17 protein-coding genes are annotated in these 24318 nt (G+C 48.5%); 3 read left to right on the forward strand and 14 right to left on the reverse strand.

Features of this window, described 5'->3' with window-relative positions; genetic code table 11:
• Nucleotides 1–86: 86 nt before the first annotated feature.
• The 7 genes from H6760_03355 to H6760_03385 form a co-directional block, all read right to left on the reverse strand.
• Nucleotides 87–1079, reverse strand: a complete 993-nt coding sequence (locus H6760_03355; protein ID USN53187.1) for a CDP-archaeol synthase — start codon at nt 1077–1079, stop codon at nt 87–89.
• A 9-nt stretch (nt 1080–1088) separates the two neighbouring features.
• Complete coding sequence (gene gyrB, locus H6760_03360) at nt 1089–3125, reverse strand: DNA topoisomerase (ATP-hydrolyzing) subunit B (protein ID USN53188.1); 2037 nt, start codon at nt 3123–3125, stop codon at nt 1089–1091.
• A 14-nt stretch (nt 3126–3139) separates the two neighbouring features.
• Nucleotides 3140–5434 carry a phenylalanine--tRNA ligase subunit beta gene (locus H6760_03365; protein ID USN53189.1) on the reverse strand — a complete coding sequence of 765 codons (2295 nt, stop codon included), beginning with the start codon at nt 5432–5434 and terminating at the stop codon, nt 3140–3142.
• A gap of 1 nt (nt 5435) precedes the next feature.
• The gene (pheS, locus tag H6760_03370) at nt 5436–6428 is read right to left on the reverse strand and encodes a phenylalanine--tRNA ligase subunit alpha (protein USN53190.1); all 993 of its coding nucleotides are present in this window, start codon (nt 6426–6428) and stop codon (nt 5436–5438) included.
• The gene (locus H6760_03375) at nt 6406–6807 is read right to left on the reverse strand and encodes a hypothetical protein (protein USN53191.1); all 402 of its coding nucleotides are present in this window, start codon (nt 6805–6807) and stop codon (nt 6406–6408) included. The genes pheS and H6760_03375 overlap by 23 nt, the downstream gene beginning before the upstream one ends.
• A 225-nt stretch (nt 6808–7032) precedes the next feature.
• Nucleotides 7033–9360, reverse strand: a complete 2328-nt coding sequence (locus tag H6760_03380; GenBank protein USN53192.1) for an AAA family ATPase — start codon at nt 9358–9360, stop codon at nt 7033–7035.
• Nucleotides 9361–9582: 222 nt separating this feature from the next.
• Nucleotides 9583–10131 carry a hypothetical protein gene (locus H6760_03385; GenBank protein USN53193.1) on the reverse strand — a complete coding sequence of 183 codons (549 nt, stop codon included), beginning with the start codon at nt 10129–10131 and terminating at the stop codon, nt 9583–9585.
• A 164-nt stretch (nt 10132–10295) separates the two neighbouring features.
• Between H6760_03385 and H6760_03390 the strand changes: the two genes are divergently transcribed.
• Nucleotides 10296–10649: a hypothetical protein gene (locus H6760_03390; GenBank protein ID USN53194.1), complete on the forward strand. Its 354-nt coding sequence runs from the start codon at nt 10296–10298 to the stop codon at nt 10647–10649.
• A 234-nt stretch (nt 10650–10883) separates the two neighbouring features.
• Nucleotides 10884–11159: a hypothetical protein gene (locus tag H6760_03395; GenBank protein ID USN53195.1), complete on the forward strand. Its 276-nt coding sequence runs from the start codon at nt 10884–10886 to the stop codon at nt 11157–11159.
• 288 nt (nt 11160–11447) lie between these two features.
• Here the strand turns inward: H6760_03395 and H6760_03400 are convergent, their stop codons facing one another.
• The 3 genes from H6760_03400 to H6760_03410 all read right to left on the reverse strand — a co-directional run bounded on the left by H6760_03400 (nt 11448) and on the right by H6760_03410 (nt 19277).
• A complete protein-coding gene (locus H6760_03400; protein USN53196.1) occupies nt 11448–12002 on the reverse strand; it encodes a magnesium transporter in 555 nt (184 codons plus the stop codon).
• Between the two features lie 331 nt (nt 12003–12333).
• On the reverse strand, nt 12334–15393 hold the full coding sequence (locus H6760_03405) for an ATP-dependent helicase (GenBank protein USN53197.1): 3060 nt from the start codon (nt 15391–15393) through the stop codon (nt 12334–12336).
• 176 nt (nt 15394–15569) lie between these two features.
• Entirely contained in the window at nt 15570–19277 is a 3708-nt protein-coding gene (locus H6760_03410; GenBank protein USN53198.1) for a DUF11 domain-containing protein, read from the reverse strand.
• Nucleotides 19278–19713: 436 nt separating this feature from the next.
• On the opposite strand from H6760_03410, the gene H6760_03415 reads away from it, so the two are divergent.
• Nucleotides 19714–19992: an RNA-binding protein gene (locus H6760_03415; protein ID USN53199.1), complete on the forward strand. Its 279-nt coding sequence runs from the start codon at nt 19714–19716 to the stop codon at nt 19990–19992.
• A 72-nt stretch (nt 19993–20064) separates the two neighbouring features.
• Here H6760_03415 and H6760_03420 read toward each other — a convergent pair whose 3' ends face one another.
• From H6760_03420 to H6760_03435, 4 genes are all read right to left on the reverse strand, one after another.
• The gene (locus tag H6760_03420) at nt 20065–20679 is read right to left on the reverse strand and encodes a V-type ATP synthase subunit D (GenBank protein ID USN53200.1); all 615 of its coding nucleotides are present in this window, start codon (nt 20677–20679) and stop codon (nt 20065–20067) included.
• An 83-nt stretch (nt 20680–20762) separates the two neighbouring features.
• The gene (locus tag H6760_03425) at nt 20763–22169 is read right to left on the reverse strand and encodes a V-type ATP synthase subunit B (GenBank protein USN53201.1); all 1407 of its coding nucleotides are present in this window, start codon (nt 22167–22169) and stop codon (nt 20763–20765) included.
• Nucleotides 22170–22180: 11 nt separating this feature from the next.
• The gene (locus tag H6760_03430; GenBank protein USN53202.1) at nt 22181–23926 is read right to left on the reverse strand and encodes a V-type ATP synthase subunit A; all 1746 of its coding nucleotides are present in this window, start codon (nt 23924–23926) and stop codon (nt 22181–22183) included.
• Nucleotides 23927–23991: 65 nt separating this feature from the next.
• Entirely contained in the window at nt 23992–24318 is a 327-nt protein-coding gene (locus H6760_03435) for a V-type ATP synthase subunit F (protein ID USN53203.1), read from the reverse strand.

Raw genomic sequence — 24318 nt, forward strand, 5'->3', positions numbered from 1 at the left:
GTAAAAAGAAAATCTGGATATATACACCTTCCCGTTTCACTGAGTCCCTGCCCGCCAAAGTCCAGCAAAACCGGACGAGGGCGTGGTCAAGTAGCCCTCTCTCGTATGCCAGTCCCTTCCCCTATCCATGTCACGAGCAGGTGTAAGGCAAAACCTAAGGCCAGCATAGTAAACATGTGCGAGAGTGAAGGAAGATACACAAAAGCGCCAAAGGCTATGCCTCCCACGATGTAATCAATCTGATCAAAGGGAAACCAGGACTGACCTGGGGCAATGTTCACTCGACGCTTAAAAAAGCTCTTAAGCAGATCGCCAGCTAGAGCCCCGAAGCCGAGTAAAGCTCCAAAGGAGAGACTCTGCGAGGTATAAGAAAAAAGGCTAATATCCTGCACCCAAGTATACTTGAGGTAAAGAAAGCGCTGCAGCCAAAATGTCAGCACAGCTCCAAGCACGCCGGCCAATATCCCTCGGTAGGTTTTATGGCTGCCGAACAAAGGCTGGCCATGAAAGTAGGCGCCAAAATCAACTGGCCAATTAGAACGTGGGAAAAGCTTGACCGCAAAGATGGGAAACATATTTGCCACACCCATGGGTAAAAGCAACCAAAAACTGCTGAGTATGAGCGTGAGTGGATTTGCCTCAACATGCAGGAGTAGGGCGAGTAAAAAGATGAACCTGCCAGGCAAGGCAATGCTTTTGTGAAAGAAAATACCTACCAAAGAAAGAAGGGTGTTCACACACCAGAGTGCAGCCCAAAATACGCCGAGTGGTAAGAAGATAACTGCCTCGGAAAAACGATCAAGGCCAATATCCACCAGCCAGCCATGTTGACTCCCCCGTTGATACTGTCGAGCCACAGCTCCGTCCAGCCAATCGAGAAAGAGGATAAAGATGAGCAGAGCGATAGTCCAAGCTCGACTGATGCTAAAGACTGGTATAACAAACAAGCTTAAGCAGAAACCTACTAAGCTGATAGCATCGGGCGAAACATTTGGTAAGCGAAAAATCCAGAGCCGGCGAATCCAGGCACGGTATGTCTGCACCCAAGTAAATCGCTGTGGGGCAGTCTGACTCTCCATCGACCTCGCTTAAATGTCCAGGTTTTTGACAGTCTTCGCTCGCGTGTGAATGAAGCGTTTGCGAGGAGCTACATCAGCGCCCATAAGCACATCAAATATTTCACTCGCCTTGGCAGCATCGTCCATAGTTACTCGATACATCAGGCGATGCTCAGGGTTCATGGTGGTTTCCCAGAGCTGGTCCGGGTTCATTTCACCCAAACCTTTGTAACGCTGGATAGAAACGCCGGTGGCTTTTTCCGCCTCTTCGGGCACTTCTTCACCCGCTTCCACTTCTTGCGCTGCCTCTACCACTTCTTTTACCTTCTTCGCACTGTCCCCTGACTTCTTGGCCAGCTCTTGAACTACTTTTTCTAATTCAGCGTCATTGAAAATGTAGCGAACATCTTTATTGCGCTGGACGCGATAGAGCGGCGGCTGGGCAATATAGAGATACCCATTGGTAATAAGATCTGGGAAGTGCTTATAGAATAAAGTGAGTAAAAGCGTGCGAATGTGCGCGCCGTCCACGTCAGCATCAGTCATGATAATAATGCGGTGGTAGCGCAGGCCTTCCAATGAAAACTGCTCGCCAATATTAGTGCCCATGGCAATGACCAGGGACTTGATTTCATTATTGGCTAGCATTTTATCGAGGCGGGCTTTTTCCACGTTCAGAATCTTACCGCGGAGAGGCAAGATAGCCTGGAACTCACGATTACGTCCCTGTTTGGCTGAACCACCAGCCGAGTCACCCTCGACCAGATAGAGCTCACTCTCTTTTGGATCGCGAGATGAACAGTCAGCCAATTTACCCGGCAGTGTCAGTCCATCCAGAGCACCTTTACGCAGCACAGTATCGCGAGCTGCTCGAGCAGCTACTCGAGCCTGGGCCGTTAAGATACACTTGCTGATAATTGCTTCAGCGTCGCGTGGATGTTCCTCTAGGTAAATAGCAAAGGCTTCAGAAAAAGCTTGGTCCACAATGCCCTTTACTTCGGCATTACCCAACTTTGCCTTGGTCTGACCTTCAAACTGCGGTTCTTTCACCTTCACGGAAATAATGGCGGTCAAACCTTCGCGCACATCTTCACCAGTCAGGTTAGTATCTTTCTCTTTTAGAATCTCGTTCTTGCGCGCGTAGTTATTTAAGGCGCGAGTAAGGGCGGTGCGGAAACCAATCACGTGCATACCGCCTTCTACCGTGTGAATGTTGTTGGCAAAGGAAATGAGATTCTCGCTCAGGTCATCGGTATACTGCATGCCGATTTCCACCTGCACATCGCTCAGCTCCTTGCTCATGCTAAAGACGTTCTCGTGCTTGGCAACCTTGTTATGGTTAAGCTGCCGCACATATGAGGCCACTCCTCCCTCGAAATAGAAGGCGTACGTTTCAGGCACTTCACCGCGTCGGTCTTCCACGCTGACCATGACCGCCTTGGTCAAATAGGCTTGTTGGCGTAGATGGGTGAAGATGGTTTGAATGTCGTAATCGAGTACGGAAAAAATTTCCGGATCAGGTCGGAAAATAATCGTCGTGCCTGTGCCCTTAGCGCTCCCAATCGGTTTAATCTTGCTGGTCACTTTACCGCGGGTGAATTCCATGGCCCAGACTTTACCTTCGCGGCTCACTTCAGCCCGTACAAAATCAGAAAGCGCGTTCACCACAGACAAACCGACACCGTGCAAACCTCCAGACACTTTGTATCCCCCACTGCCAAACTTACCACCAGCGTGCAAAGTGGTCATAACTGTTTCCAGGGCAGACTTCTTGGTGGTGGCATGCTTCTCAACCGGGATACCACGTCCGTTATCTTGTACCTCAACGCGTCGATCTTTGTGTAAGACCACATGCACCTCAGTACAATGACCGGCCATGGCTTCGTCAATCGAGTTGTCGACCACTTCCCAAATCAAGTGATGCAAACCTGCCTCGGCCGTGTTACCGATGTACATACCCGGACGCTTGCGAACCGGATCTAATCCTTCGAGGACGGTGATTTGCTTAGCGGAATATTCGCTGGATGCGGACTTCTCTTTCTTGGCTGGGCTAGGTTTTTTTGGCATGCGGAATTCTTTCGTTAAGATCTGACTTCAGCGTTCACTTTAGTGCGGAGCGCTTCTCTGAGTTTGTGCATACTGGCGTCGACTTCATCCGAGGATAAGGTGCGATCGGCAGCCCGGAAACTGAGGTGAAAAGCCAGGCTGCGTTTGCCTTCTTTTTCGTAGACATCGAAGAGGGCAAAGTCGGTAATAAGCGGGGTAGCTCGAATAATCCCCTCTATATCAGTATAGCGTATTTCAGCCTTAATCCATAGGGCTAGGTCACGTTTTACCTCTGGATATGCAGGAATCTCTGTATAGCGTATTTTGGCCTTTTCTAGGGCCTTTTGCAGGGCCTCCAGGCGGAATTCAGCCATCCGTACCAGGCCTGAGAGTTTATGGTTGCGGAGGACGAGTGGAGAGGCCTGAAGTAGGCGCCCGACGCTCTGTCCTTGCACGAGTATCTTTACCTCATTTTCCCCGGCTTGGAGGCGGAAATCAGTCACCCCAAAGTGGTGCTCCAGCACCGTGCGTAAGAGGCTGGAAAACTCCATGACCGCCTTTTCGCTCCCCTGCCAAAGCACGAGGAGCATAGGATCTTCGGTAAAAGTATTGCCTGAGCGTTGATATGCTTTACCAAATTCAAAAAGGCGTTGGTCAGAATGTGTCTTCGCATTCTTGGCAGCAACTTGGAGCAGACCCGGGATAAGCGAAGTGCGCAGATATTCTTGCTCAGCGCTTAAAGGATTACTAATGCGTACAGCCTGTTTCAAATCATCTTGCACCATTACTTCAGGCACATACGCATAGCCTATGTGTTCGTGGAAGCCGAGTTGCGCAAAAGCATCAGCCAAACGGTCAGTCATCACATCTTGCGCTGGCAATGCGACCGGGCGACCCGGTGCCGGTGGGACTGTTCGAATAATCGCATTGTAGCCAGAGAGACGTGCTACTTCTTCGGCCACATCTTCAGGTAAGCTAATGTCATGTCGCCAGCTTGGCGGTGTAACGCTGAGCGTCTTAGCTGAACCACTTACCTTCATCCCAAGCGAGCTCAGCAACTTCTTTATCTTCGTGGCAGGAATGTCGGTACCAAGGAATTCATTTAACCAAGTGACAGAAACTCGCACCGGCTTAGCTGCTTTTGGCAACTTACCAGCTTGTACCACGCCACCCACCGGCTGCGCGCCGGCATGTGCTTGCAAGAGTTGGACGGCGCGCTGCATTGCCAGCCCAGTCATTTCTGGATCAATGCCTTTACTGAAACGCTGCGAGCTCTCGGAACTCAGCTGCAGGGCGCGGGAAGTGTGATACACCGAGTCACTGGCAAACACCGCTGCTTCTAAAATAATATCCGTACTTGTCTCAGTTACACCGCTCTCTTCTCCTCCCATTACACCAGCAATAGCAATCGGATTTTTCGCATCAGCAATAAGCATCATGCTGGGCTTCAGACTATAGCGCTTACCATCAAGGGCGAGGAGTGATTCCCCTGCTTTGGCTGGACGGACCTGAATGGTCTCACCTGAGAGTTTCGCCGCATCAAAAGCGTGCATGGGCTGACCCAGCTCCAACATGACATAGTTCACAATATCTACCACATTGTTAATAGGCCGCACGCCAGCAGCTTGCAAACGCTGCTGCAGCCAATCCGGACTCGCCTGCACCCGCACCTTCGTCATGCGCTGACCTAAGTACATTGCACAATCCTTATTTTGCAGACGAACTTTGACCGGGCTCTTACCTTTGCTGCGTAGGCCTTTTGGTGCAGTAGGAAGCTTCTTGCCACTCGCAGCGGCAATCTCGCGCGCAATGCCAAGCACTGAAAGACAGTCTGAGCGATTCGGGGTAACAGAAATCTCATACACGAGGTCCTTGCCCTTCAGTACCTCGGTGACTGGTCGGCCAATGGGCGCATTATCAGGTAACACGAGTATGCCAGCGTGGCTCTCACCAATGCCTAGCTCGTCCTCGGCACAGAGCATGCCGGCGGACTCTTCACCGCGGATTTTGCTTCGCTCGATTTTCTGACCATTGGGTAAGACAGTGCCTGGGGTAGCTACCGCCACCTTTTGCCCTTGCGCCAGGTTTGGGCCACCACAAACAATCCGATGCAATCCCCCGTCACCGATATTTACTTCAGCAATGCGGAGACGATCAGCATTTGGATGCGCCAGTACATTCAACACATGACCAATAATGACCGTGTCGGCAATTGCCACATCACTCTTGATTGACTCAACTGGTAAACCAGCTGCATCAAGCAGGGCCCGGACTTGTTCCGGTTTCGGCATGGTGACAAATTCTGCTGCCCAACGATGCGAAACGTGCATATTAGAATTGCGACAAGAAACGAAGATCGCCCTGATATGACATACGCACATCAGGCACTTGATAGTAATACATCATGAGGCGATCAATCCCCATGCCAAAAGCAAAGCCAGAGTACTCCCGAGGATCAACGCGCATATTCCGCAGCACCTCTGGATGAATCATGCCGCAGCCCAGCATCTCCATCCAACCTTTGCCGCCGTTCATCAGGATTTCCGCGCCTGGCTCCACAAATGGGAAAAAGCTTGGCTGCGCTCGGATTTCTACGTGTTCGCCAAAAAGTGTTTTGAAAAAAGTTTCCAAAGTACCGAGAAGGTCGCCAAAGGTCAGCCCTTTGGCAATCGCCATACCTTCGCAGTAATGATAGTTCGCCTCATGCGACGCATCAGTTGCCTCGTGACGGAACACACGCCCAGGTGAAATGAAACGGATCGGCGGCTGGCGCTCCTCCATCACCCGCACCTGCATCGGAGAAATGTGCGTGCGCAGTAAAGGCTGGTTGGGTCCGCTCTTCAGCGCACCGTCAATGTAAAAAGTATCCCACTCATCCCGGGCTGGATGATCCTCAGGGATGCGGAGGAAGTCGAAGTTGTACTTGGCCAGCTCAATCTCCGGGCCATGCAGCACCTCATAACCCATGCCCATGAAGACCTCCTGAATCCGCCGCTGCATATGACGGAGAGGATGAATTGAACCAAGAGGCAGTTCCGGCCCCATTAGGGTGAGATCAGCTGCTGCTTTCACGTTCCCCTGCTGCAAAAGCTGCTGCTGTTTCTGCAGCGCTTGTTCCAGCTCTTGCTTCACGCTATTCCAAAGTTTGCCCAGCTGCGCGCGGTCGCTCTGCGGCTGGCTGGCAATCGCGGTTGATGCCTGAGCTAAAGCGCCTTTGCGGCCAAGCCAGGTATTGCGCCACTGCTCCAGTGACTTCGCATCACTCACCTGCTGCAGAGCAGCCATGGCATCACTACGTAGCTTATTGAGTTCGGATTCCATCATGCGGCTTTTGTTCACGGGCCAGAGCAAAGAATTCAATCAAAGAAAGGAGGATGAGATAGGCAGCCAGGTTCCACCAACGCAGGAATTCAGACACCTGCATAATGAGCGCGCCGCTCACCAGGAGACTGAAGAGCGTGCCCTGGCGAAAAGAAATCGCCACCTGCCGGTAGGCCACTGGTTCGCGCACAAAGCGCATCCGCAGACCAAAACCCAGCAAGGAGAAGCTGCCAATCAAGGCAAAAAACAAGGTTAAAAAAAACGCGGCATGCCCGATGAAGCCCGACACCTCCGGATCAATCGAGAAAAGGACCAGCGCCCAGAGCGCCCAACTCAGCACCGTGGCCACAGTCATAAGGAGCAGGTAACGTCGAATGCTCACAAGGCAAAAATTCGGGAGTAATTAGCTAAAACAGCAGCCTGATTGTACCAGAAATCAGGTGCTGGGGCAAGATAGGATATTTAATTACTTTTTGTTTGGATAACGGGAAAAAAGGAAAATGAATGAATGTTCGTCGATCAAAATATCTTAGCACTCTTTCTTCAATCCATTCATTTATACCTAATATTTATTTTAGACACATATTATTGACCATACTTAACTCTTTCAGTCTTTCGTCGCATCATTGATAATTTGATAGTGATTTGGTGCGATTTTTTCCATCATCTCAAATAATTCATTCACAATCTTTTTTGTCTCTGGGACGAGCGCTGGATTAAAACCGGATCCAGTAATATGTGATTGATCATTTGTAAATTTGTATATGGCGTCTAACTTTTGTTCATCATACCCATTTTGTTTTAACTCCTCTATCTTTTTATATGATTTTTTTCCATTTGGAACACTGAACATTAAAAACGTATCCCAAACCTTCCTTGCTATATTAGGAATAGGATATGCCTTGGCGATAGAATCATCTTGTTCATCGCGAAGATATTTAAGTAATTTAAAGAGATAGTGGTATTCACTTTCATATTCACAAAGCTCTTTATCCATTCTATCAATGTAGGCACAACGAATGTTCGAGGGAAAATAATTTTTTATCATAAAGTACCCGGTATTATCTCTCCCGGCACCCCTCCGCCAATTGATCAAAAGTTTCAAGAAATCAAAACTATGAGTAAAAATAAACACTTGCCCGCCGTCTTTTACTGCACCCTTCAAAAAACTAAAGGCTTGATAAAGAGAATTTGAATCGAGGCTAGATACAGGATCGTCAATGAGGATGATTCCATTTTGAAGATCAAAACTCTGATCTTCAAGATGCACCACAAAATATATAAAGGCAATAGCGGTCTTTTCACCTTCGCTTAAATATTTTGCAGCAGAGTCATCGCGCATGATATTGTACCCCGAAACAACCTCTTTTTCATCACCATTCTCGCTAATAACCGTTTCGATGCGCGGAACAAATTTTAGCTCTCTGTGCCCCAAATAAGTTGCTATTTTTTCATTGATGACTTCACAGGCCTTATGTTTCGATGAGATTTTCGCTGTATTTTCTTCAATTCTTTTATTTATCTCCTCAATTTCTTTTGTTAATGTGTCTATGTTTTTTGTTAGATTAGAAATATCTGATTCTATTTTTTTTATATCGTCAAAAATTGTACTCAGATAGTGGAATTTTATTTTTTCCGCAGCCCTCTGTTTAACGGTATCAAAATCCGCAGTTCGTTTTTTGTGTTCATCAATAATGGCATTTACGCTATCAACAACTTTATATAGACCGATACTGCTCAATTTTTTATCATGCTCTACCCTTTCGGTCGTCTTACTTTTCTTACTTTTAATTTTATCCGCAAGATTTGTAATATCGTTGACAAATTGTTGTTTAGCTAGTTCAAAATTAACTTTTTCTGTCTCTAGGTTTGTTTGTAGGTCTTTATAGAATCTCGTTTTCTCGGGAATTGTTATATTTTGAATAACGGAGTAAAGCTTCCTTAATTTTTCAACAAGACTATCCAGGTCTTCTTTTAATTTTTTGTCTGCATTATTAAAATAAAGTGCCAATTGCTCTACTCTATCATTTGGAATATTTTGTAAACAGTATTCGCAAACATCTGAAGAATGTCTTTTGTGTAATTTTACCCCCTCTTCTACCCATTCTGAAATATCATTATTTTCTGCAAGTCGATTAATAATCTCGGACTCAACTTTTTTGTTTAATACGTTTTCTGCCTCGGTATTAATGGAATTTACAATTTCAGAAATTTCGTAATTGTTTTGATCTATTTCGACTTTCGGAATAAATATTCTATCCAAAAATGGTAGAGATTCCTGCTTTAAAGAGATTAATATATTATTGAGCTCTACTTCTTCTAGCTCCACCTTCCTATTAATTTTAGAAAAATCACTTTCTGCCTGCGGCCTACGATAATCTCTTAATGCATTTCCTCCGATCGCAGCTCCTATGGTTTTTGCAATTTCGGTGAATTGACCATCGCGACTTGCTTTAAGCCGCTTATGGTCTTTTTTATAATCTGCCAATCTTGCAATTTTTCCTCTTTGCTTCGGATCAGATGAATCGCCGTTGAGTAAAGTTCTATCTTTTTTAATTTGAACAGCGAGATCTTTATTTTCTTCACCGAGTAAAATTGAAATTGAATTTGCACGGCCTTCTATAAGCTCAATATTTCTTTCTATATAGTCTCTGTTGAAAACTCTGACTTTTGGAGGGAATGTGTCGTTTTGATCGTACCTATTTCCATTCTCGTCTTCAATTTCATACTCCAGATTTTCAATACTCACCCCGCTTAAAGCATCAAATAAACGGGAGAGTGTTGTTTTGCCGCTTCCATTCCAACCATACACTAAATTAAGTTGCTTGAAATTTGGCAAGGTTGATCTAGATCGTATTCCTGAACCCCAGACATAATTAGAAAAAACAAGTCCGAGATTTTTTATTTTATTGATTCTTTGGATAGCATTACCCATGACGGTAAAAAATTATATTATTGGCAAGTTCACCCCCACCATAAATCACATAGTAACCGATTACACCTTACACCCCTCCTTAACCTCTTACACCATTCATCTCAAGAAAATATTAAGACCACCCTCCCCTGCCAATAGCAAAAGCGGGTAGCCAACGGCACCCGCTCATTACTCCCTCCATAGGGTATTTCACCAGAAACAGATTAAGAAAATATTAAGAGGCTAAATTGCCTGATAGGTATTTACAATCTGAGTTGCCTCTTGAAGCATATTATCAGCTCCCTGGCTCCTCGCCGGGATCGTCCATAGCAACATAGCATCACCACTTACCATGTAGTAATGATCAAAACCACCGTCAAAGCTATAATACGCAGTGCTTCCGTTTGAGAGTGTTATCGCCTGCCAAGTATCCGCTATTTCAGTGTTCGAGCTGATAGTCAGAGATAGTGCTGGCACTTCGCTTGCCTGCTCTGTAGATGTAGGGGTCGGTACGTTCTTTTCAGTATTCACTGACCAACCCTGAGGGTAACGCACTGAGAAATGATACTCGGGATTTTCTACTACCTTCCAAGCAGAAATATCTACATTGCCTGACGACGGTGGTAATACTGACTGAGTGAAATTTTGTTGCACCGCCATGGATGACTCTAGTTCGTTAACCTGAGCACTTAACTCTTGCGCATCATTTCGAGCAAGGCTATACATCCACGCTAAACTCACCGTGATAACAACAAGGACAATAAAGGCTATATTCTGGAATTTCTTGGACATAGTTGTCTCCTGCTAATTAATAACAGGGCTATCTTAGCCCAGTAATATCTAATAAGCAAGTCCTATTCTTAATATTTTCTTTAACTACCATATGTAAATTGTCCCTGGGTGATAACCAGCCTGATTATCACATCTGTGAAGTTCTTTGAAGAAAAGGAAGCAAAATGAGGTATCTTCTCTTCCTGATTGTCGCACTGGTGGCGCTTTCAGTTGCTAGCCCCGGAGTGAGCCTTGCGACGGACACAACGGTGGAGTACTCCTTCTACGGTCCGTCCGGAGACTACAAGATCGAACTCTTCGAGGTGGGGGCACCCTATCCATCTCGACAAGACTACGTCTACGGCTATAGTGGCACTTTCACGTATCGCCGTACTTGGTCATCGATCGTCGCCTACCGATCCTACTTCATCCGCATCACTGACCTTAACTCGGGAGTCGCAAAGCAGACTGGATCCGTCTACGTTACCTACAATGGTGGGTACTATGCGTGGTCGACCTGCTACTGGAGCTCAATGTAAAGACTTCGACTTCCTGAAGGGTTCTCAACTGCGTCATTTCCTCTAGGGAATGGCGCAGTTTTTTACTAGCAGCTCAAGTAGTGTTTTTTAAATAGCAAAGCTAATTATTTCATATTTGCATACCACTGCATTACCCACAAATAAACGTTGACAAAAACGCCTCATAGGTTTATATTGCGGTGTTCTCTAGTGGCTCTTTTCACACGTGCAAATCAGACAGAGACGGAGGCCTCTATGTTGAGATCAGCTGAGGAAGTCAGCGCCGGAATCCTCGAACGAATACCGGAGTCTGCTCCGGAACGAGAAATCCTGCGACAACGCTTCGATGAAATCATGCGCGAGATCGGACCCGATCAGAACAGCCTACCCTTCACCTCACCTGAGATGCTGCAGGGTTACGACGGCTTGAGAATTCAAGGCTTCTGCAACGCTTGCACAGAAACGATCGGCGATCCCAGCGGAAGCGAATGGAAACTCGCGGTAGCAAGCTACCTCAGTTCTGGATCCTGACCCCCAAACCCTTTCCTCGAGGTCGACATGACAACAAGGACCAGAGGACGGAGTCAGGTCAAAAGGCTCCTCACCCTCATACAAGGTTCCTCATGCAGGGACCTAACCCCAGAAGATGATGGCTTCAATGCCCAAGTCCGGAGCCAGATGATGGAGCTCTGGGCAAAGGACCCCAAGCGTGCCAGACGACACATCATTCGGAGCAGGCCTGTCCGCTCTTGAACCCATCCCTAAAGACTGTTGGATACGCTCCAGCAGTCTTTTTCTTTATTCAACTTTCTAAAAATCCTACAAAATAATTAGACTCGCCACTACTCCGTAAATGACCACGCTAAGCATGTCCTGCAACACCGTAGCGATCGGTCCGGTGCTCGCTGCTGGATCTCGATGAGCTGATTGGAAGAGGTAGGCAATGATGAGTGCTACTACTGGGGCTGTGGTAATAGCAACACATGAAGCAATCGCCACGCTCAATGACAATTGCGCATCTCCCAACCAAAACCAAGTGATGAGTCCGGAGATAAGACCAAACACGATGCCAATAATTACACCGAGAGAAAACTCTTTGCGGAGATAAACCTTGAACTTGGCTTTCCCAGTTTTTAAATCACGGGAATAAATAGCCTCGGTTTGCGTCCCCACTGCATCAGAAATATACACAATGAAGGGCATGAAAAAGGCCACCTGCACGCTATGGGCCAGCACTTCTTCAAAACGCGAAGTAACAAAAGAAATACCAATGCCTAACATGAGACCAAAAATAAGAGCTGGGGCTCGCAGGTTTAATAAAGTACCAATGCTCTCATGACCATCATCTGCGTATCGTATTTTTGGCGTTTGCATATATTTTTTAAGAAATAGAGGGGGCGCTTTTTTCAGCTACGTGAAACATGGAAGTTTACCTGTCAGAATAATACTCCTCTGCCACGCAAAAACAATATTGGACTGATCAAAATAATTGCTTTTCAATCAGGCTTCGACAAGTATCGAACAGGGTTGAGATGAGGACTTGAGAAGCTGATTGAATGCTATTCAGGTTCTCAACTTCGCCATCTCGACAAAGCCTCGATGACTGCGTTCGAACACTGAATCACCTTTCAGTCTTCGAGCAAGGTCGAGAAGCTGATGTTAATTATATAACTCGGTTCCAACTACGCACGAACACTGAATAACGTTATACCGCCTTGAATGGACAAATCTGTTTGAACTCGCAGCCGCCGCACTTGATGGGATTTGGATCAGCCGTGAAGTCTGCTTCCCGGATTTGTCCAATCTGCTCCAGCACCCATTCACGAGCCGCTTCCAGGTCTTTCTCCTTTGGCACAAATGAGACCTGACTGTTATCGTCAATATACCAGAAGGTTAACTTCCCTACCTTGCGATGCAGCAGATCGCTATCCTGCACGGCTAATGCATAGAGGATGAGCTGGTACTTCGCTTCCTTGCTCGGCTTCTCTTTCGCTGTGCCGGTTTTGTAATCAATGATTTCCACTTCCTCGCTATCCTCAATCTGATCAATGCGGTCAATCTTACCGGTCAAGCGAAACTCTTCTGAGAGTTGAATAGTGAAAGGCTGCTCGAGCGCCAAAGGCACAGGCAGGTCGCCGCTATAGGATGCGTAAAAAGCTTTCAGCGACTCCCAGCCTTTTTGCTTACTCTTCTCCATGTCGCGTTCGCCGTCATACCATTCACGAATCCAGTTACGCTCGTACAACTCTTTTAACTCAGCCAGAGAAACGCTCTTAGCTCCAGCCTCCAATATCCCCTCATTTACTTTCGGCGCTTCAGCGAAAAGAGTGACTTGCCGCTTCTTGCTGCGCTCTTGCACGAGGCGGAAGAAATCGTACAAGGTAGCGTGGACAGATTGCCCATAGGAGAAGCGCTTGTTCCCAGGCTCTGGCACTTCCAAGGCATAGCGGTAGCGGAATTTCCATGGACAGAGATCATAGGTGCTGATGCGGGAATAGTCATAGCGCGTTTCTTCGGCCACTTTGCGTAAGATGCTCTCCGGCTCTGATTGCACAGCACTTCGCACACGAGCGTTGAGTAAAGTCGACTGCTGTTTTTTCTCCTCCGCTGCCTGCTCCTTGGTCACCAATCCCATTTCGATTAAGAAAGGAGAAGGACGCTTCACAGTTGCGCCGCCGTAATCCAAGGCACGGGTTAAGGTGAGTGAATCCTTTGCGCGAGTGAGGGCAACATAGAAGAGGCGGCGCTCTTCTTGAATATGCACATTCCCCTCTGGCAAACGTTCGTGTACCAAACCATCGGGCAAACTAATCGCATCACCGCGATCAGAGGATGGGAAACGCCGCTCAACCATATTCACGACAAAGACATGACGGAATTCCAAACCCTTGGCCGCGTGCACGGTCATCAGCTTCACGCTATCTGGACCTTCTTGCGCCACCGCATCCAACTGCCCCTCTTCCCCGGCATCCATGGAGGCCTGCATAAGAAGGAGGAAGTTTTTCACGCTCGGTTCGGTGTTGCCGCGCTCAAAGTCAGTCACTTCGCGATAGTACTGTGATAAGTAATGGAGCTGCGCTTGCTTGACCGGATCATCATCATCGCTTAAGTAACGCAGATAGCCGGAGTCCTCGAGGAAAGCATAGAGCACGCGGCTGACGTTGCGCCGCTCTTGCAGGGCTAGAGCCGTGTGCGACTCAATCAAACCTAGCAGACGATCAGCTTCTTGATGTGTTTTTTGACTCAGAGTGGAAATGAGTCCGTGCTCTTTCAATGACTGATAGACTGAGCGGCTTTGGCGACGAGCATCTTGATTTAGGGTAATGATATCCTGCGTAGAAAAAGAAAAAATCGGCATGGTCAGCACCCGATGCAAGGCAATGTCCTCGTGATAATTATCCAACATGCGCAGATAAGCCAGCACGTCGAGTACGACTGCCTGACGATACAGCCCGCGAGCGGCCACATACTGGTATGGGACGCCTGAGCGTTCGGCAGCGTTCAGAAAAGATTCCAAGTGCGCGTTTGCTCGAGCCAGAATAGCGAAATCGCTCCACTGCAAATCCTTATCCGCATTCTTCTGAGCCAGGATTTGCTCTACTACTTTTTCCGCCTCGTCATCTTCAGTCGAGGTGACCAGCTCCTGAATTTTTGCCTCACCCTGACGAGCGGCTTGTAAGCGTTTATTTAAACCCTTGCCGTCATCCTGCAACTGCACTTCTAAACGGTTTGGGTTATTGAGTTGAATAAAGTTGTAGGCCGTATCCAGGATGCGTTGATACGAGCGATAGTTTTGGGTCAATACCACGCTGGTGCAGTCTTTGTAATCTTCGCGGAACTGCATAATGTTAGCAACCGACGCACCACGGAATTTATAAATCGATTGGTCGTCATCACCCACCACGGTTAAATTGTTTTCCGGTGCAGCTAGGAGCTTCACTAATTCATACTGCGCCCAGTTGGTGTCCTGGAATTCATCAACCAGAATCGCTTTGAATTGATTGCGATAACGCTGCAGCAATGTCGAGCGAGTTTGAAAAAGCTTGAGTGTCTCCACAATCAGATCACCGAAGTCGACAAAGCCGCGCTCGCGTAGTAAACGATTATAAAGATGGAAAGATGAAGCAAGCTCTTGTAAGCGTTGCACATCCTCGCCGGCTGCATCCTTATCCTCTTTTTTAGTAAACTCGCTTTGATCCAGATTAAGTCGCTTCTCCTCGACAAAGGCAAGGTAACGCTCCGGGCTCACCACTTCATCTTTTAATCGCGAGAAGTGTTTGATAAGTGATTGGAGAAACTTGGTCGGGCGACCGTGCGGACGATAGTAATCTAGAGAAAGTGCGTCCAAGTGCTGACGCAAAAACATCCACTGCTGCCGCTCGGATAACACTTGGAAGTCACCAGGTAAACCAACGTCAATCGCATTCTCCCGCAGCACGCGCTCACCAAATCCGTGAAAGGTTGATACCCAAAGGTCGACATAGCCAGTTGGCAAGCGGCGGTCAATGCGATCAAGCATTTCATTGGCTGCTTTGTCGGTAAAAGTGAGACAAAGCACCTCGTCAGGCCGCAGTCCCTTCTCAGTAATCAACCAGGCCAGTCGCTCAACAATCACTGTGGTCTTACCCGTGCCTGCGCCAGCCACGATAAGGAGTGGTCCCTGAGCATGCTCAACAGCCTGACGCTGCTCAGCGTTCAATTGCACGTCGAAGGAATTGGACGCGGCCTTGGCCTCCCCTTTTGCTGCTGCTTTCTTCGCGGTCATAGCCATAGGATAGCACAAACAGCATGTCAACACACACTTCCCCCAGCGTAGGTTTTTAACCTGCGCTGGGAATAAATGCCACACAGCGCAGGCTCTCCTGCCTGCGCTCTTTATAAACCAAAAACCAGCGCGGGTTTGAGAGCCCGCGCTGGTGTGTTTATCTTATTCCTTTAAGTCTAGCGATTCAGCGGCATGCTGAAGCGTCGCTTATCGAACAACACAACGAATCCGCTGATTATAGCCATCATGCCGAGGCCAAAGGCCGCCACATCACCCCAACCAGATCCAGTATCAGCCAAGGTTGATGCACCAAGGACCTGACCGCGCTTCACTACCACATTCTGGCTGGCGCGAACTTCGCCGTAATTATCTGCTACGGCTTTTGCTACGTTGAGGTAATTCCCAGACGCAGCATTATCAGCCACCTTCACCTCATAAGTGATAGTGCGAGTATCGTCAGTAAACATGCTGCCGAGAGTCCAGACACGTTCGGTCAAACCTGAATCAGCAAAGGTAAAGCCCTCAGGTAAGATATCTGTTACGCGCACGTTTAAGGCAATGCCATCACCAGCGTTTGTTACCTTCAAGGTGTAGGTCAGATAATCACCTGGCTTTGCCTCGTTGGTGTTCACGCTCTTAGTAAGGAGTAAGAGCGGCTCAGTGCTGACACCCAGGACAGACCCAAGGCGTACCTCAACGGTTGCTTCATCAGCCACTGGATCGGTGTTATCTGCATCAGCTGTTGCTACGTTGTCGTAGAAACCGGCCGCTTGGCTGGTGCTCACAATGACATCATAGGTGACTGTCATGCTTTCATTCGCTGCGAGATCACCGAGTGGGAAGCTGCGAACTGACAAGCCAGTGTCTACAAAGATGAAACCAGCTGGCAATTGATCAGTCATGACTACATTCACTGCAGTGGATTGGCCAATGTTCTTCACGACCACGGTGTAGGTTACTGTTGCACCCGGATTCACAAAGGTGTCGACATTGACCGACTTCACAATGCTCAGCTCAGGACTGAGAAGCTTGTTACCAAAGTTATTCGCATTGGAGACTAAGCCTGAAGTCATCACAATCGGACCAAGGGTGATAGGGCTGGAAGTCTGCTCCCAACCATCTTGCAATGTTTCGCTTAACCAGTAGGTACCAGGACCAAGATCAGTGAAGCTGTAATTACCATCAGCGTCAGTTAAGGTATCAGCAATAATTGCACCCGGCTGACCATCCTCATCTTCCCAAAGGTTAATCTGCCAATTGGCTAAGCCGCTTTCATCCTCATCCCAGGTGCCGTTGCCATTCACATCATGCCATTTTGCACCGTTGATTGATCCGAGTTGAAAGTTACCAAAGTCATTCCCGGTCAAGGTAGTGTTTTCACCCAGCTCGAGCGGACCAATAACTACTGGCTCAGAAGTTTGCATCCAACCATCCACTAATGCCTCGTTCACCCAGTAGGTACCTGGCTCAAGATCAGTGAAGGCGTAGCTGCCATCGGCTGCAGTCTGCGTCGTGGCAATGATATTGCCCGGGCCGTCTTCACCATCATCCCAGAGATTAATAGTCCAGCCCTGGATGCCTGGCTCGCCAACTTGTCGCACGCCATCGCCGTTCAAGTCATTCCACTTGGTACCGGCAATAGTAAGTGAGCGGGTGTTGCCAAACTCCACATAGGCTGGTTCGCCTTGCACTACTTCAACTTCTACACTGAGTGGCGTGGTGTTCATCCAAGCATCTGGCAGGACTTCATTCACTTCGTAGGTACCAGTTGGCAAATTCGCAAAGGAGAAACTGCCATCGCTGGCACTCACTTTGCTTTGCCCATTGCTTAGCTGGATAGTGACACCTTCGATGCCTTCATCGCCGTCGTCACGTACACCATTCGCATTGTGGTCATAATATTTTACTCCGGTGATTTCTCCGGTGTTGCGGGTATTCTCGAGCACACAAGTACCACCCTGGCGACCGGTGTCTAAAGTGATAACACCATTTGCATAACTACAGATTCCACTCGCGTTAGTTAAGGTGTAGAGGTTATCGTAGCTACCTGAAGTTTCAGTCACCATGTACTGCGTCATTGTCGGCACTGACACTGGAGCGCTTGCTTCAGTGAAATCACCCAAGCCTTCAACATGGAAGGTCCAATCCTGATCGGTCGATGGTCCGCCGCCTACGACTACTTTATCAAAGTCGATAGTAGTGAAGTCGCGCGCATTACAGAGCGTGATGGATGTTTCCTGATCTTCAAATACTTCTACCGGCACAGGCAGGGTCGTGCCTTGCGGATTTGTACATGAGTAATCGGAGATATTTTTGTCATCATACCAACCAACAAAATGCCACCCAGGCAATTGCGTTTCAGTGATTTGATGAGGGCCAACACCGGTCTCGTTGGGCGTGCCCATATCTCGCATCTTTGTTTCAGTGATATCACTCCACTGGAAACCAAGTTCATTTGCTCGGACATTACCGCCCTCAAATATACCATCACCGTTTTCATCGACTTTCTTATTCACCGTCAGATCACCAGTCGGGCAATCAAGCGGAGCGGTCAATGAAGATGCGAAGAGAATAAAGCTCTCACCATTATCATCTTCTGGTGATTCGATTTGATAAGCAAAGTAGGTCGCGTTGGCTGGAATAGTTACCGTGACTGTTGGATGATCCCACTCTGGACCTTCGTGCGAAGTGAGCAAGTTATGCAGCAGCTCTGTTGCGCCAGCTTGATCAACCAGGTTTGTTGGAACTGCACCAGTGGCACTCTTTACCCAGAGCGCATCACCGCGATTAGGGTTCGTGTGATCGCCGCCGCCCACACTCAAGGTAAGTGTTGCTTGTCGATCATAATCTACTGGAGCAAAAGAATAACTGTACACTTCAGTGTCTGGACCTTTGGGGAAGTAGGGTCGATTCCAATATGCGGTATCCACTCCTCCCAACCAAGTCACCAGAGAGGCATCAACATCTTCAGATGCATATACCACGTAAAGACTCGCTCCTAACATTGTGTAAGGACTGGAGTTCTCTACTGTATATGAATGCGTGCCGGTACTCACATAGCTGCTTACATTTGCGACGTACGCTACTGCATCCAGCGCCTCGCGATACTCAGTACCATTCACTGCATGTCCGTTAAACACAAAACTTGGATCGCTCTCTTCTTCATAGGCGCCCCAAATAAGATAGGCCGCTGCAATAGTACCTGGTACGTCGAGATTGCTTATCACACCACTTCCGTCATCTTCTAATCCAACTCCTGCGCTGGCAACCGCATAGCCGGCAGTTTGACCCTGCGAACAAGCTGTTTGAATCGAGAAAAGGTTTTCTAAACCACCGGTAGTACGCCAGTTACCAAAATCAATCTCCGTGGTCTGACCCGCCGTAACATGTACGTTTTCTGTCACATTACCGGTTGTCACTTCCCAATCAGGAAGCTGGGTTTCTGTGACGGTATAGTCTCCGGCATGCAGGTGAGGTACATAAAAACCGGATTCTCCACTCGTATCACCCTCGGCCACAATCTGGTCCTGCATATCACGCACCACAAAGTGCCAATCGCTCAGCCATGGGTCAGTGTCATGGGCGGTATTACGGATACCGTTACCATTATCGTCATAAAACTTCCGAATGCGGAGGTTGCCAAAGGTAAGCGCTGAATCGTCTACATTTGTACCCAGGCTAAGGCTTGTACCGCCCTCCTGAGAGTTATCCACAGCTTGAACTGGCAGCTCAGCTGCTTGGGCAGCCAGCACCGTTCCTAGGCCGGTAGTCTGGAGCACCAAACTAAAGACTGCCACGACGCTCAATAGATTGAATAAGCGCCGACGGACTCCCTTGCTAAGACCCCCCTGATATTCCCCCCTGAATAGTGATAACGTAGGCATAACTCCTCTGGTTAATGAACTCGTTTATTTGATACAAAAAGCCAACAGCAAGCTATAAAACGAAAATTCCGCTTTCTAACTTTTTGTTGGCTTTCCTAACTTCCTCCGAAGTTGTAGGGAATGTGCAGTGTTTGAGACGAAAGAACGATACTGAAAGTGTCCGACAAGGTGCGATATTTTGGGTTTTTATTTCGGAAAAGATCGATTTTGTCTGTGCTTCACCTTAATGGTTCAGGGCCAATTTGTCAAGCTGAAAAATGTGCCTCTCCTCAGCGCTTTTTGACCCTATTCCCCACCCAAAGTGGCCAGCTCTTCACATTTTTTTCATATATGGTAGTATGGCCTCGCAAGTCTTTTCGGGATATCTCGCCGTAGGGCGTAGAGGTGAAAGGTCTACCGAAACAGATACGCACCTCTTAGTAGTAAGTGGAAGTAAATGGCGAAGAAACTCTACGTCGGAAACCTTCCGTTCAGCGTCACCGAGGACAGCCTTAAGGAGCATTTCTCCCAGGTTGGACCGGTTGAATCGACTCAGGTCATCCTAGACCGAGCGACCGGACGCTCACGCGGATTCGGTTTCGTCGAGATGTCCAACGATGAGGACGCGGCAAAGGCAGTTGAAACCTTCAACGGCCAAGAAATGGAAGGCCGCGCGCTCGTTGTCAACGAAGCTCGACCAATGACAGATCGTCCAAAGCGAAGCTTTGATAACTAAAGCAACGTGATGGAATCAAAAACTCGGCTGCCTAGGCAGACCGAGTTTTTGATTATATTCGAATTCGTGCTCTTACTGCATCGCTTCCTTTAATCGCATGATGCTGACCAGGGCGCCTCGCTCCTGCTCATCCAATTTGCTGGAAATGTATTTCACATTCCGCTCAATCTCGGGAACAAAGACAAACTCAAGTGCATTCACACGACGACGCGTCTTCTCAATCTCAGCTGAGAGTAAACGAGCTGAGTGCTCGGTCTGAGCTAACTCCACGATCTTTGGCAGCGCATCTGAGAATGTTTTCAGAGAAGTATCAAGTCCAGAGGAAGTAGTTGCCAAAGAGTAGCTCAGGAAATCACCTGACTCGGCATACTGAAACTGTGGCACCTGCACACTCATGACGTTCTTGGTTGCCACCTGCAATTGAATTTGCTTCGTGGTGACTGCCAGCGCTTCCTCGGTTACTTCCGGACGCATATCAGCTGAAGCGATAATGAAACTCTGGAACGCTTGACCGAGCTGAGCCTCTACTTCTTGTCGTAAGCTGCGAGTCTTTTTGATGATACCTAAGAACTCCTGCATCAAGCCTTCGAGTTTTTCCTCGAGTAAAGAATGACCGCGCTTGGCCATCTTGAGCTTACCCTTGAGTCGGATAAGCTCCATGCGTGTTGGGTTAATCGTTTGCGCCATAGGGTAATGAGTGTTCGAGCGTATCCGCCCAGAGCGGAGAAGTCGAGAACCGAGCTTAGCTTCTCGACAAGCTCGAAGACTAATTAGGAGTCAGATTTGGGTAAATACTTCTCAATATATTCTTCTTTCACACGCTTCAGTTCAGACTTCGGCAAGATGGAGAAGAGTTCCCAACCGAGATTCAAGGTCGTGAGAATATCGCGATCCTCATACTCACCTTGGTTGATGTAGCGTGACTCAAACTGCGTGGCAAATTCCACGTACTTCTTATCAACGTCGGACAGAGCAGCTTCACCGAGGATAGCGGCTAATTCCTTTGCCTCAGTGCCACGAGCGTAGGCAGCATAGAGCTGGTTAAAGACTCCGGAGTGATCCTCACGAGTCTTCTCTTCTCCGATACCCTTCGGCATCAGACGAGAGAGACATGGCAGCACATCAACTGGAGGACGAATACCGCGCTTGTGCAAGCCGCGGCTTAACATGATTTGTCCTTCGGTAATGTAGCCGGTCAAGTCAGGAATTGGATGTGTCTTATCATCTTCCGGCATGGTAAGAATCGGGATCTGGGTAATTGAACCCTTCTTACCCTTGATCATACCAGCGCGCTCGTACAGGGTAGCTAAGTCAGTGTAGAGGTAACCTGGGTAGCCACGGCGACCTGGGACTTCTTTACGAGCTGCCGCAACTTCACGCAAGGCTTCACAGTAGTTAGTCATGTCGGTCAGGATAACCAAGACGTGCATGTCCTTTTCAAAAGCCAGATACTCGGCAGTGGTCAGAGCCAAGCGAGGTAGAGTGATACGTTCAACCACCGGGTCATTTGCCTGGTTCAAGAAGAGTACCGCGCGGCTGATAGCACCGGTCTTGCGGAATTCATTTACGAAGTATTCTGCTTCTTCAAAGGTGATACCCATAGCGCCAAAGACTACAGCGAATTGGGAATCCTCTGCTTCCACTTTACCCTGCGGGGAAACGCGAACCACTTTTGCCTGACGAGCGATTTGGGCGGCCATGGCATTGTGTGGCAAACCAGCGCCGGAGAAAATCGGTAGCTTTTGTCCACGCACTAAAGTATTCAATCCATCAATCGTGGAAATACCGGTTTGGATAAAGTCATTTGGGAAGTTACGGGAGTATGGGTTAATCGGATTACCGTTCACGTTCAAACGTGCTTCGGCAATGATTTCGGCTCCACCGTCTTTTGGCTTACCTGAGCCGTCAAAGACGCGACCAAGCATGTCGGTGGAAACTGGCAATTCCATAACGCGGCCGAGGAAGCGGGCGGAAGCATCCTGCACGCTAATACCGCGAGTGTCTTCAAACATCTGTACCACTGCCCGATCATTGTCGATTTCGAGCACGCGGCCGCGGCGAATCTTGCCATCAGGCAATTTCACATCGACCAGCTCTTCGTATTTGACGCCTTCCACTCCCTCAACAATGAGGAGAGGACCAGCGACTTCACGTAGTGTCTTGTATTCTCGTTCCATATGCGTGCTCCTTAGTTAGCGGCAGCTACGGCGGACGGAATCTCCGTCACCAGCTGCTCCAGCTCCTTAATCTTCTCTGTCGGCACTTCTTTCATGCGGCCGATGCGCTCTTTGATTGGCAGGTTGACCATCTGCTTCAAGTTCACTCCCCGCTCCAGCGCCTCTTGGGCGGCGTGGTGGAAGGCCAGGATACCCTTTAACATGTAGTATTGCTTCTGCAGACTGGTGTAGGTATCAACGTCATCGAAGGCGTTTTGCATCAGGAAGTCTTCGCGTAATGCTCGAGCGGTTTCTAATACTAATTGCTCCTTAGCCGACAAAGCGTCCTGTCCGACCAAGCGAACGATTTCTTCTAGCTCAGACTCTTGCTGCAGTAAGCGCATAGCTTCACCGCGCAATTCGCCGAAATCACTGCCGGTTTCTTTGCTGAAGAAGCTTTGTAAATCATCTGAGTAGAGTGAGTAGCTGGTTAACCAGTTAATTGATGGGAAGTGACGGCGATAGGCCAGCTTCGCTTCGAGTGACCAGAACACTTTTGTCACACGTAAGGTGTTTTGCGTTACTGGCTCAGACAAGTCACCGCCAGGAGGAGAAACAGCTCCTACCACAGTGAGTGAACCTTGGCGACCTTCGCTACCGAGTGTTTCCACGATTCCAGCTCGCTCATAAAAGGCGGCGGTACGGGAACCAAGATAGGCTGGGTAACCTTCTTCACCTGGCATTTCTTCCAGACGACCAGAAATTTCACGCATAGCCTCGGCCCAGCGGGAAGTTGAGTCAGCCATCAAGGCAACGCTGTAACCCATGTCACGGAAATATTCCGCAATAGTGATACCGGTATACACCGATGCTTCACGAGCTGCCACCGGCATATTGGAGGTGTTGGCAATCAACACTGTGCGTTCCATCAAAGGCTTACCAGTCTTAGGATCTTTTAACTCAGGGAATTCCAGCAACACGTCAGTCATTTCATTGCCGCGCTCACCGCAGCCGATGAAGATAACAATGTCCGCATCAGCCCACTTCGCCAGCTGGTGCTGAATCACGGTCTTACCAGCGCCGAAAGGACCAGGGATACACGCGGCACCGCCCTTCGCAACTGGGAAGAAGGTATCAATAATGCGCTGTCCGGTAATCAGAGGACGCATTGGAGGTAATTTTTGCTTGACCGGTCGTGGATCGCGAATTGGCCAGCGCTGCAACATGGTGATTTCTTCTTTATCAACCACTGCTACAACTTCGGTAATGTTGTGTTCACCTGTCGCAATTTTTTTCACAGTACCTTCTTGAATATGTGGAGGTACGAGAATTTTGTGGGTGATCAGGCTGGTTTCTTGCACCTCACCCAGGACATCACCAGCGTGCACGACATCACCCTCTTTTACCTTTGGCTGAAAATCCCACTTCTTTTCTTCATCAAGTGGAGCTACATCCAAACCGCGACCGATGAAAGCGCCTGAGCGCTCTTCCAGCTTCACGAGCGGTCGCTGAATACCATCATAGAACGAGGTCAGCAAACCCGGACCCAGAGTCACGGCCAGAGGGAGCTCAGTGCGGTACACTGGCTCGCCTGGTCCTAAACCTCCGGTGTCTTCATACACCTGGATATAGGCTTGATCGCCGTCCAGACGGATGATTTCTCCGACCAATTTCTGTTCGGATACTTTCACCACTTCATACATTTTCGCTCCTTGCATGCCTTTCGCAACCACGAGAGGGCCGGAGACTTTGGTGATAATTCCTGTGTGTTCTTTCATATAATTCTCAAGTATTCAAGTTGCAAATATCAAGCTACAAATTACTACTTGTCATTTGATACTTGCTACTTGTCGTTTTTAAAAAGTATATCGCTACCTACTGCGCGCTCGACAATACGACGCAGCTCTCGATCCCCCGCTCCAGTCGAACCAGTTGGCCCAGGGACCACGGTGACTGCTGGCAAAGCTCGAGTACGTAATTCATCTAACTCTGGACGCAATTGATCAGCCCAATCCTCGGTGATGAGGAGGATGGCGCATTCTGAAGCAGCGATTTGCTGCAGCACCTCACGACCTTGCTCAGCTGTGGCTACTGGCCAAGCCCGCACGCCTAGCGCTTTGAAGCCGCCGATGGCATTTGGTGAACCAAGAATAGCGATTGGATGATCCAT

The sequence above is a fragment of the Candidatus Nomurabacteria bacterium genome, assembly GCA_023898465.1.
GTDB lineage: Bacteria > Patescibacteriota > Patescibacteriia > HK-STAS-PATE-3 > HK-STAS-PATE-3 > HK-STAS-PATE-3.

What these genes read in the sequence shown, in the direction of transcription:
- H6760_03430 (USN53202.1), bottom strand. Translation starts at nt 23,926, where the DNA reads ATGAAAGAACACACAGGAATTATCACCAAAGTCTCCGGCCCTCTCGTG.
- H6760_03390 (USN53194.1), top strand. Translation starts at nt 10,296, where the DNA reads ATGAGGTATCTTCTCTTCCTGATTGTCGCACTGGTGGCGCTTTCAGTT.
- H6760_03355 (USN53187.1), bottom strand. Translation starts at nt 1,079, where the DNA reads ATGGAGAGTCAGACTGCCCCACAGCGATTTACTTGGGTGCAGACATAC.
- H6760_03395 (USN53195.1), top strand. Translation starts at nt 10,884, where the DNA reads ATGTTGAGATCAGCTGAGGAAGTCAGCGCCGGAATCCTCGAACGAATA.
- gyrB (USN53188.1), bottom strand. Translation starts at nt 3,125, where the DNA reads ATGCCAAAAAAACCTAGCCCAGCCAAGAAAGAGAAGTCCGCATCCAGC.
- H6760_03400 (USN53196.1), bottom strand. Translation starts at nt 12,002, where the DNA reads ATGCAAACGCCAAAAATACGATACGCAGATGATGGTCATGAGAGCATT.
- H6760_03410 (USN53198.1), bottom strand. Translation starts at nt 19,277, where the DNA reads ATGCCTACGTTATCACTATTCAGGGGGGAATATCAGGGGGGTCTTAGC.
- H6760_03385 (USN53193.1), bottom strand. Translation starts at nt 10,131, where the DNA reads ATGTCCAAGAAATTCCAGAATATAGCCTTTATTGTCCTTGTTGTTATC.
- H6760_03425 (USN53201.1), bottom strand. Translation starts at nt 22,169, where the DNA reads ATGGAACGAGAATACAAGACACTACGTGAAGTCGCTGGTCCTCTCCTC.
- H6760_03380 (USN53192.1), bottom strand. Translation starts at nt 9,360, where the DNA reads ATGGGTAATGCTATCCAAAGAATCAATAAAATAAAAAATCTCGGACTT.
- H6760_03405 (USN53197.1), bottom strand. Translation starts at nt 15,393, where the DNA reads ATGACCGCGAAGAAAGCAGCAGCAAAAGGGGAGGCCAAGGCCGCGTCC.
- H6760_03435 (USN53203.1), bottom strand. Translation starts at nt 24,318, where the DNA reads ATGGATCATCCAATCGCTATTCTTGGTTCACCAAATGCCATCGGCGGC.
- H6760_03420 (USN53200.1), bottom strand. Translation starts at nt 20,679, where the DNA reads ATGGCGCAAACGATTAACCCAACACGCATGGAGCTTATCCGACTCAAG.
- H6760_03415 (USN53199.1), top strand. Translation starts at nt 19,714, where the DNA reads ATGGCGAAGAAACTCTACGTCGGAAACCTTCCGTTCAGCGTCACCGAG.
- H6760_03365 (USN53189.1), bottom strand. Translation starts at nt 5,434, where the DNA reads ATGCACGTTTCGCATCGTTGGGCAGCAGAATTTGTCACCATGCCGAAA.
- pheS (USN53190.1), bottom strand. Translation starts at nt 6,428, where the DNA reads ATGATGGAATCCGAACTCAATAAGCTACGTAGTGATGCCATGGCTGCT.